A 9765-nucleotide genomic window follows, 5' to 3' on the forward strand; every position below is an offset into this window, starting at 1 on the left:
GTGTTGGATGCCCGGCTTCCTCAGCGCGGGCCAAAGTCGGGAGGACCGTGGATGAGTGTCGTGCGGCTCGAGGTCGACGGCGGAATCGGCACCATCCGGCTGGATCGGCCGCCGATGAACGCGCTGGACTCCGGTGTCGCCGCCGAGCTGCGGGCGGCCGCCGTCGAGGCGACCCGCAACCCGGCGGTCCGGTCAGTGGTCATCTACGGGGGTGAGAAGGTCTTCGCCGCCGGCGCGGACATCAAGCAGATGGCGCCGATGGGGTACGCCGAGGCGTCGGCCTGGGTCGGCGACCTCAACTCGACTTTCGAGGTGGTGGCCCGCATCCCGAAGCCGGTGGTCGCGGCGGTCACCGGCTTCGCCCTCGGAGGTGGGCTGGAGCTCGCGCTCTGCGCCGACGTCCGGGTGTTCGCCGACAACGCGAAGGTCGGCCAGCCGGAGATCCTGCTCGGGGTGATCCCGGGGGCCGGCGGGACGCAGCGCCTGCCGCGGCTGATCGGCCCGGCGCGGGCCAAGGACCTCATCTTCAGCGGCCGGCAGGTGCGCGCCGACGAGGCCGCCCAGATCGGGCTGGCCGACGTCGTCGTTCCCGCGACAGAGGTGTACGAGCGGGCCCGGGAGATCGCCGGGCGGTACACGAACGGACCCGCGATGGCGCTGGCGGCGGCGAAGCAGGCCGTCGACGACGGTTCGGAACTGGCCCTCGCCGAGGCCCTGCGCCTGGAGGCCGCCCTGTTCGCGGGCCTGTTCGCCACGGAGGACCGCCGGATCGGCATGGAGTCCTTCATCGCTCACGGCCCCGGCAAGGCCGACTTCACCGGCCGCTGACCCCTACCGCATGGCGAGGTCGGCGATCACCGGGAAGTGGTCGCTGCCGAAGTCGTGGCCGACCTGGAAACCGGTGACCGCGAAGGCGGGCGAGGCCAGCACGTGGTCGATGCGCAGCACCGGCGGCAGCAGCACCGAGCGGGCGCTCCACGTCGGTTCCCACCCGCCGCCGACGACGTCGTGCGCGTCGCGGACCCCGGCGCTGTCGAGCCTGCGCAACGGCCGGTGGTCGCGGGTGGCGTTGAAGTCGCCGGCCATGACCACCGGCAGGGTGGCGTGCTGGGCCTCGTGGCGCAGCGCGGTGAGCTGGGTGCGCCACCGGTTGGTGTACGTGCCGGACGTCGGCGAGATGGTGTGCACCGCGTACATCACGAAACGGCGGTTCTCGTCGACCTCGACGGTGGCCCGCAGCGACATCGACCCGCCGACCCTGGGGGTGGCGGCGTCGCGCAGCGGGAACCGGGAGTAGATCGCCGCGCCGAACGCGCCGGCGTCCGGGTGCACCTCCCGGTACGGGAAGCCGCGCAGCGCCCCGGAGGCGTTCACCCGGGACAGCGTCAGCGGCGAGAGCTCGACGAGGACGAGCACGTCGGGGTTGGCCGAGCGGATCTGTGCCCCGAGCCGGTCGGCGTGGGCGTTGCGGTAGAGCAGGTTCGCCGACATGATCCGCAGCCTGGCTGACCCCTGGGGCGCGTCCTCGGCGCCGCCCGGGAGCACCTCGGGCACCGCCCAGAACAGATGGACGGCGACCAACACGACCGACATGATCAGCAGCAGGTTGCGGCGCAGGGCGAAGGCCACGGCCAGCGTCGCGTAGGCCGGCAGGTAGAGCAGTGGGGTCACGGCGTTGATCGCCGAGTAGGGCCAGTCCAGACCGTCGTCGAGGTGGACGAGCCGGCCGAGGGCGAGCAGGGCGAGGCCGGCCGCGATCACCCAGGCGATCACCGTGATGACGGTGGAGATCGGGATGGTAGGCCGGGCCTTGGGCTCGGGGGCGGCGACGGGGATGTCGCCCGGTCCGGTGGCGGTCTTGCCGTCCGGCGCCGTACGTCCGGACTCCTGCGCGGCTGTCACCATCCCAGAGTGCCCGGCTTGCCGGGGCACCCGAGCGGTGGGTGACCCTCATGACCGGGCGGGGACCCCCGCGGTGAGCCGGCGGGAGCGCCGGGCCACCGCGGCTCGACGGGTGCGCGGCTACGCGACGGTGGACTGCAGTAGCGGCCGGACCTGCTCGCGCCACTCCCGAACCGCGACGGTCGGGTGCTCGCCGAGGGCCCCGTCGAGTTCGGCCAGTTTCTTCACGATCCGTTGCGAGGAGACCTGCCCGGCGACGGCGACCGCCTGGTGGGCCGCCTCCAGGGCGCCCTCCAGCTCCAGCTCCGGCGCCGGCCGGCGCAGGCGGGACAGCGCCAGGTCGGCCTCGGCGTAGCTGCGGGTGCGGGCCGTCCCCTGCAGCGCACGCGCCTGCTCCAGCCTCTCCTCCGCCTCTCGGGCCTGGCCCAGCAGCAGGCAGTGACCGCGGCATTCGGCGGCGTCGCCGGCGTTGTAGTGGCCGGCCCAGGGCGGCCCGTCGCCGTCGTCGCGGGCGATGGCCGCGTCCATCCGGTCCAGGGCGCGCCGGCATCCGGCCTCGTCGCCGTTGCGCGCCAGCGCCCAGGCGTTCTTGTCGTACAGCATGGCCTGCACCGCGCTGGTGGAGTGCTTCACCGAGCGGCGCAGCGCGGCTCGCGCCAACGCCAGGCTCTGGCGCGGATGGCCGAGCTGGGCGGCCTGGTCGCTAATGCCGGTCAGCACCCGCCCGGCGAGCATGGCGTCGTCTGCGTGCTCGGCGAGGCTGAGGGCCTGGATGTAGTAGCGCTGGGCGAGTGCCTCGCGATTGCTGTCCTGGGCGAGCCAGCCGCAGAACTGGGTCAGCTCCGCCAGGGCGCTGAACAGGTCCGGGTTCGGGTGGTTGTCGCGGGCGGCCCTGGTCTGGTCGTGCAGGAAGCCGACCGCCTGGGGGCGAATCTCGCTGCTGCCGAACTTGGCGTCCAGTTTGCGGAAGGTGGCGGTCACGTCGCGGATCAGCGCGCCGACGATCCGATCGACGACGCCGGTGAGGCTGGAGAGCACCGGATCTGCGAAGGCGGACGCGATGAAGGCAGATCCGTCCTGCAGGAGGTCACGTCGCCGCATGTCTCGTCCCGATAGTCCGGCAAGGGTGCGCAGGGTCTCGACGGGCGCGTTCGCCCCGCACAACCCCAGGTCGTCGTTGCGGTAGGACTCCCCGCGCCAGCCGAGGTCGGCCGGCAGGACGGGGTAGCCCAGGGCAGCCGACATCTCGGCGGCCGCCAGCTCGGCGACCATCGGGTCGCGCGGGCGCATCCCTCGGCGCCAGTGACCGACAGTCATCCTGGCCAGGCCCAGCTCGATCTGGCGCTGCAGGCGGGCGCGGGCGTTCACCTGGTGGGCGAACCTGGTGTCTGATACCCCCGGCTTCGCGCAGCAGACGCGTGAAGGGGTTGGTGAGTACGGAATTGTCGGACGGCGTATTCGACATCTGTCCCCCGTCGAAGTTAGGTCGACCTAAGGCGCGGTTGCTCGGCCGTGCGCACCGCCTGGGGCAGAAAGTAGTGGGACAGTCACTGTCAAGGGAAGAGGGCGTGCACAACCTGGCGCAATTGCACGCCTGTCCGGGACTGATGCCTCTGGCTCTTCGTCGGCGGGAGGGGATCACTCCGGGACAAGGCCACGGAATGTGGATGGCCAGTCATCTGCACATCCACCTGCATGGAACTTATGCGCGTGCATATCGGACTCGTCGGACAAATAATCCGGAAAGTGATGTCCATCGAGGGAGACCTTGCCCCGCTCTGTGGCGAACTGGCCGGGCGTGATGCGCCCAGCGCGGGGTATGGCTGCAGCGGGGCGCACGGACTAGTCTCGGTGACGGCGTGTAGTCGCTACCCGTCCTGATCCGGTTGTCCAGGTCAGGGGCACAGTGCGGTCCGCGTCACGCCGCCGATCATCGGGCGTGTGAGCGTCCCAGATGCGACGATGTCAAGAGCACTGACATCGGATGTTGGCTACGGAGGCCCCAAGGCGTGAACATCGTCGTTACCGTCAAGCAGGTTCCCGATACCTGGGCGGAGAAGAAGCTCGACGCCGCGGACAAGACCGTCGACCGCAAGAGCGTCGACAACGTCATGAACGAGATGGACGAGTACGGGGTCGAAGAGGCCCTGAAGATCAAGGAAGCGCACGGGGGTGAGGTCACCGTCGTGACGATGGGGCCCGCCAAGGCGGTCGAGACGATCCGCAAGGCCCTGTCGATGGGCGCGGACAAGGCCGTTCACCTCACGGACGACTCGCTGCACGGGTCGGACGCGCTGGCGACCTCCGCGGCGCTCGCGAAGGTGATCTCGACGCTGTCTCCGGACATCGTCATCACCTCCTCCGAGGCGTCGGACGCCCGTGGCGGCGTCATCGGTGCGCTGCTGGCGGAGCGCCTCGGGCTGCCCCAGCTCACCCAGGCCCGCAAGGTCACGGTGGACCCGGGCGCGAGCAAGGTGACGATCGAGCGGCTGGCCGACAACGGCTACGCCCTCGTCGAGGCGAGCCTGCCGGTCGTGGTCGGCGTCGTCGAAAAGATCAACCAGCCGCGTTATCCCTCGTTCAAGGGCATCATGGCGGCCAAGAAGAAGCCGCTGACGACGCTGTCCGCCGCCGACGCCGGGCTCGACGGCGCCACGGTCGGCCTCGCGGGCGCCGCCTCGGCGGTCGTCACGTCCGAGGCCGCCCCGCCGCGTTCGAGCGGGACGGTCGTCAAGGACGAGGGCGACGGCGGAACGAAGGTCGCGGAGTTCCTCGCCGCGCAGAAGCTCATCTGAGGGGTTTGTTCGATGGCTGAAGTTCTCGTACTCGTCGAGCACGCCGACGGTGAACCCAAGAAGGTCACCGCCGAGCTGCTGACGCTCGCCCGTACGCTCGGCGAGCCGTCCGCGGTGTTCCTCGGTGCCCCGGGCACCTACGCGAAGGCCAAGGAGTACCTCGCCCAGTATGGCGCCGCCAAGGTGTATGTCGCGGAGTCGGACGACATCGCGAGCTACATCGGCGGACCGGTGGCGGAGGTGCTGGCCAAGCTGGTCGCCGAGGCGTCGCCCGTGGCCGTGCTGGTCGCGGCCACCGCGGACTCCCGTGAGGTCGCGGCCCGGCTCGCCGCCAAGACCGAGTCCGGCCTGATCTGGGACGCCACCGCGCTGTCCACGGACCTGGTCGCCACCCAGGGGATCTTCGGCGGTTCGACGATCGTCACCTCGAAGGTCATCAAGGGCGTGCCGGTGATCGTCGTCCGGCGGAACTCCACGGCTCCCGAGGCTGCGCCGTCGACGCCGGCCGAGCAGACCGTGGACGTCACGATCTCCGACGCCGCTAAGGGCGCGAAGATCATCGACCGGGTGGTCGAGGCCAAGTCCGGTCGGCCGGACCTGACCGAGGCCCAGGTCGTCGTCTCCGGTGGTCGTGGTCTCGGTGCCGCCGAGCACTTCGCGCTGGTGGAGAAGCTGGCCGACACCCTCGGCGCGGCCGTCGGCGCTTCGCGTGCCGCGACCGACGCCGGCTGGTACCCGCACCAGAACCAGGTCGGCCAGACCGGCAAGACGGTGTCGCCGCAGCTCTACATCGCGGTCGGCATCTCCGGTGCCATCCAGCACCGGGCTGGGATGCAGACGTCCAAGACGATCGTCGCCGTCAACAAGGACCCCGAGGCGCCGATCTTCGAGTTCGCGGACTACGGGCTGGTCGGCGACCTTTTCAACGTCGTCCCGCAGCTCACCGAGGCGATCGAGAAGCGCAAGGCTGGCTGATCGGTTTCCCGGACCGGAACGGCCGGGCCTCCACCCGTCCCCGACGAGGCTGGAGCCCGGCCGTTGTTGTTCCCTCTTCCTCCCCTTGAGCCCTACGGTGAGGCCGGGCCACGGTCGCGGCAGGCGTGCACCCGCCGAGTGGAGGGATCGGGCCGAGTGGAGAGATCGGGCCTCGCAACCGGGGACCTCGGTGCCGGGCCCGCGCTCGCCGTGGACATCGGCGGCACCAAGATCGTAGCAGCAGTCGTCGACGTGGACGGCACCATCCACGCGACCGCCCGCCGCCCGGTGCCTGCCAGCCGTCCGTCCGAGGCCCCGCCAGGCGGGCGCGAGCCGGGTGAAGGCGGGCTCGCCGAGGAGGGCTACGGGACTGCGTCGGCGAAGCGATCGCGTCCGCCGGGATCGCGGCGGATGCGATCGCCGGGGTCGGCTGCGGGTGCGCAGGCCCCATGGAATGGCCGGCGGGCGCGGTGTCGCCGCTGAACATCCCGTCCTGGCGGGCGTTCCCGCTGCGCGCCCGGCTGCGGGAGCTGTTCCCCGGGCGGCCCGTACTGGTCCACAACGACGGCGTCGCACTCGCCGCCGGTGAGCACTGGGCCGGGGCGGGGCGCGGTGTGCGCAACCTGCTCGCGGTGACCGTCTCGACCGGCGTCGGCGGCGGGCTTGTGCTGGGCGACCGGCTGTTCCACGGCACCTCCGGCAACGCCGGGCACATCGGCCACCTTGTCGTGGACGTAGACGGACCGGACTGCCCGTGCGGCGGGCGCGGCTGCGTCGAGGCCCTGGCCTCCGGTCCGCGGACGGTGCACCGGGCACGGGCGGCCGGTTGGGCTCCCGCCGCCGGTCAGCCGGCCGACGGCCACACCCTCGCCGCCGCGGCCGCTGCCGGTGACGAGATCGCCTGCCGGGAGCTCGCCCGGGCCGGAACCGCCGTCGGCGCAGGCCTCGCCTCCAGCGCCAGCCTGCTGGACCTGGAGGTGGCTGTGGTGGCCGGCGGATTCGCGCAGTCCGGCCCGATCTTCTGGGATGCCCTGCTTGCCGGCTTCGGGCGCCATGCCGGCTTGGCCTTCGTCCGGCGGCTGCGCATCGAGCGCAGCGACGATCCGGGCCGGATCGCGCTGCGAGGCGTCGCCGCCTTCGTACTGGCGCCGCATCGCTACGGCTGGCCCGACTGACCCGACTGACCCGCCGCCCACACCTCGGCGCGGTGCGGGTCGTGGATCCTTCCCTCTTGGGATCCTTCCCTCTTGGGATCCTTCCCTCTTGGGATCCTTCCCCCTTGGGATCGGTCCTCCTGGGATCCCCGTCAGCCGGTGAAGCCTCCGTCCGCGGCCAGCACGGAACCGGTCATCCCGCCTGCCGCGGGTGAGCAGAGGAAGGCCACCGCAGCGGCGACCTCCTCGGGTCGCAGCAGGCGGCGCAGGTAGGCATGGTCGGCGAACTCGCCGGGGTCGGGCAGGTCGTAGATCCTGGCCGACTCGGCCAACATCGTGGTGTCCATCGAACCGGGGCAGACGACGTTCGCCGTCACCGCCGTCCCGGAGAGGTCCGCGGCGAGGCTGCGCACGAGCCCGACGACGCCGTGCTTGCTGGCGGAGTAAGCGGCCAGGCGGGCCAGCGGTCGGGTCCCCGCCGCGGAGGAGACCGCGACGAACCGGTCGGCGGGGGCCTCGAGCAGCGCTGGAACCGTCGCCCGGATGACGTGGAACACACCCGTGAGGTTCACGCCGAGCAGCGTCTGCCAGGAGTCGTCGTCGGTCTGCCAGATCGGGGGTCCGCCGGCGATGATGCCGGCGACGGCGATGGCTGCGTCGAGCCGGCCGTAGCGCTCGACGGCGACGGCGACGGCCGCGTCGACGTCGGCCTGCCGGCGGACGTCCGCGCGGACCGCGACCGCGTCGCGGCAGCGGGTGGCAACCGCGTCGAGATCTCGTCCGGTCGCGTACGGGTAGCCCTCTGTCGGCGGCCCCGGCGCCGCCAGATCGGCGAGGACGAGTCGGTAAGCAGCGGCGTCGAGGGCGTCGGCGACAGCGGCACCGAGGCCGCGGGCCGCCCCGGTGATCAGCGCGACGGGTGCCGACGACGAGGCCGCGCCGCCATTGCCGGGCGTCAAGCGGATCGGTCCATGGACTGCGCGGCGGGGGGTGTGATGCCCTGGCGCCGCGCCCAGCTCAGCAATCGCTCGACGGCGTCGTCGACGTAGGCGTCGAGCAGGCGGGCGTCCTCGGCCGCCGACGCACCCGCCGGATCTCCCAGCACTCCGGTGGGGCTGAGCGCGGCAACGCCCTGGGCGCCGAGCTCGTCGAGCGACGGGCTGGGACCGGCCGTCGCCAGGTTCAGCCGCACCAGGTCCGGCGCCAGGTGCAGCAGCGAGGTCTCCGTGCGACCTGCGTGCAGGTCGTGGTCCGCCGCCGGGATGCCCGCGGTCCGGGCCAGGGCCCTGGTCGGGGCCCACAGATGCACCGGGCGACCCTCGCCGGCGAGGATCCGCCGCGCCGACATCAGGGCGGCGGCGTTCCCACCGTGTCCGTTGACCACCATGACGGCGCGGGCGGTGTCATCGACCGAGCGGACGAGCTCGACGATCACCCGCTCGAGTACCTGTGTGCCCAGGGAGACCGTGCCGGGGAACCCGGCGTGCTCCCCGCTGGCCCCATACGGCATGGCCGGCCCGAGGAGCACGGGGTCCAGCCGGTCGGCGAGACCGCGGGCGACGGCGGACGCGACCCGGGTGTCGGTGTCGAGCGGGAGGTGCGGTCCATGCTGCTCGGTACTGCCCAACGGCAGCACCAGTAGTGGGCGATCGTTCATGAGCTCCCGCCAGGTGGCCCGGCCGAGCATCGACACCGTGTTCCTCCTCTGCCAGACCCGCGGCCGTCCCGCGCCGGCCGGGACGCCGGTGGATCCGATCGGGACGCACGGGGCCCTGCACCCGTGGCCCGGACCCGGCTGACAAAGCACCGCCATCGCCTGGCCAGAGCCTGCTTGGCGGCCCCCGCGTCCTCGATCCGATGCCGCAGAGTCGGACACCTGGCCGGAGATCCGCCCCCTGGCCCGACTCCGCTCCCTGGCCCGACTCGGCCAGGTCTGGCTGTCGACGAGATCCGGGCGATCGAGACATGACGCCCGCATCGGATTCCATCCCAGCATGCGGGGTCACCCACGGTCGACCGGTGCGCTGGGGCTCGGCATCTGGATGCGACCGGAACGCTGTCTCGGCGCGGTCTCGTGGCACCCCGATGCGCCGGCCGGCTCCAGGGCGCCCCGACCGGGGTGGGGGACCCATCGCCGTCGAGCGGCCCGGTCCCGCCCGCGGCCGGCATACCGATCGACGTCGATCTGCGCGACGAGGTTTGGGCTGTGGCGATGCGGGAATCATGCGGTACAGGACCAGCCGACGGCGAGAGTTGGCGGGCTGGGAACCTGGTCGGGGCGCGATGCGTTGACCAGGACAGACGGCACCAGGCCGGCGGCAAGGGCTAGCACACCGTCGATCGGCGGTGTCAGAAAGTTATGCCCCCGGGTTCGCTCACAGTGGCTCTCCTCGTGTATAGTTCTCCTTCGTCGCCCAATGAGCTCCGCAAAGAGCTTGATGTCGATGTCGATGTCGCGCAGGACCAAATCTCCTCCGAGGGGGCACCGACCCCCCGAGGAAACGGGCCGCGGACGGTGCGATAAGGTGTGAAAGTGGCAATCGCCGGCAGCTCGGTGGAAATCATCGAAAGCCGGAGCGATTTGACACAAACCAGCTAAAGCTCGTAACCTAGAAACATCGCTCGATCCAATCACCGCAAGGCAGATTGTCTAGAGTGTGCTACAAAATGCACTGCCTGTTCGAAGAGGGTCATTCCGCTTAAAATGAAGTGATTTGACACCGGACGAAGAGGCCGGTAAGCTAAAGAAGCACCAGAACGAAGCCCGAAAGGGCAAAAGTCTGGTAGCGCCTGCTCCTTGAGAACTCAACAGCGTGCCGATTGTCAGTGCCAATTGTTTTACATCGTTCATGGCCTGGCTGGTTGTTCTTCTTGCTCTGGTTTTTCCGGGGTGTGGGGGGGTGGCCGGCTGATGGTTGTGAGAGATTCCTTTGAACACG

8 protein-coding genes are annotated in these 9765 nt (G+C 71.0%); 4 read left to right on the forward strand and 4 right to left on the reverse strand.

The window, feature by feature from the left end; translation table 11 throughout:
* Positions 1-51 precede the first annotated feature (51 nt).
* Positions 52-828, forward strand: coding sequence for an enoyl-CoA hydratase/isomerase family protein (locus G6R25_RS05670; protein WP_163552140.1), 777 nt, complete (start codon positions 52-54; stop codon positions 826-828).
* A gap of 3 nt (positions 829-831) precedes the next feature.
* Here the strand turns inward: G6R25_RS05670 and G6R25_RS05675 are convergent, their stop codons facing one another.
* Both G6R25_RS05675 and G6R25_RS05680 read right to left on the reverse strand, forming a co-directional pair.
* Complete coding sequence (locus G6R25_RS05675) at positions 832-1905, reverse strand: endonuclease/exonuclease/phosphatase family protein (protein ID WP_163552141.1); 1074 nt, start codon at positions 1903-1905, stop codon at positions 832-834.
* Positions 1906-2022: 117 nt separating this feature from the next.
* Complete coding sequence (locus G6R25_RS05680; RefSeq protein WP_235947538.1) at positions 2023-3270, reverse strand: NsdA family TPR-like regulatory protein; 1248 nt, start codon at positions 3268-3270, stop codon at positions 2023-2025.
* A gap of 641 nt (positions 3271-3911) precedes the next feature.
* Between G6R25_RS05680 and G6R25_RS05685 the strand changes: the two genes are divergently transcribed.
* The 3 genes from G6R25_RS05685 (at position 3912) to G6R25_RS05695 (ending at position 6847) form a co-directional block, all read left to right on the forward strand.
* Positions 3912-4697, forward strand: a complete 786-nt coding sequence (locus G6R25_RS05685; RefSeq protein ID WP_163552142.1) for an electron transfer flavoprotein subunit beta/FixA family protein — start codon at positions 3912-3914, stop codon at positions 4695-4697.
* 12 nt (positions 4698-4709) lie between these two features.
* The gene (locus G6R25_RS05690; protein WP_163552143.1) at positions 4710-5672 is read left to right on the forward strand and encodes an electron transfer flavoprotein subunit alpha/FixB family protein; all 963 of its coding nucleotides are present in this window, start codon (positions 4710-4712) and stop codon (positions 5670-5672) included.
* Between the two features lie 416 nt (positions 5673-6088).
* The gene (locus G6R25_RS05695; protein ID WP_235947541.1) at positions 6089-6847 is read left to right on the forward strand and encodes an ROK family protein; all 759 of its coding nucleotides are present in this window, start codon (positions 6089-6091) and stop codon (positions 6845-6847) included.
* Between the two features lie 131 nt (positions 6848-6978).
* Here the strand turns inward: G6R25_RS05695 and G6R25_RS05700 are convergent, their stop codons facing one another.
* Together G6R25_RS05700 and mftE are read right to left on the reverse strand one after the other, a co-directional pair.
* On the reverse strand, positions 6979-7785 hold the full coding sequence (locus tag G6R25_RS05700) for a mycofactocin-coupled SDR family oxidoreductase (protein ID WP_163552144.1): 807 nt from the start codon (positions 7783-7785) through the stop codon (positions 6979-6981).
* Positions 7782-8513: a mycofactocin biosynthesis peptidyl-dipeptidase MftE gene (mftE, locus tag G6R25_RS05705; RefSeq protein ID WP_163552146.1), complete on the reverse strand. Its 732-nt coding sequence runs from the start codon at positions 8511-8513 to the stop codon at positions 7782-7784. The genes G6R25_RS05700 and mftE overlap by 4 nt, the downstream gene beginning before the upstream one ends.
* Between the last annotated feature and the right edge of the window lie 1252 nt (positions 8514-9765).

Source organism: Candidatus Frankia alpina (assembly GCF_902806485.1).
Taxonomy (GTDB): domain Bacteria; phylum Actinomycetota; class Actinomycetes; order Frankiales; family Frankiaceae; genus Frankia; species Frankia alpina.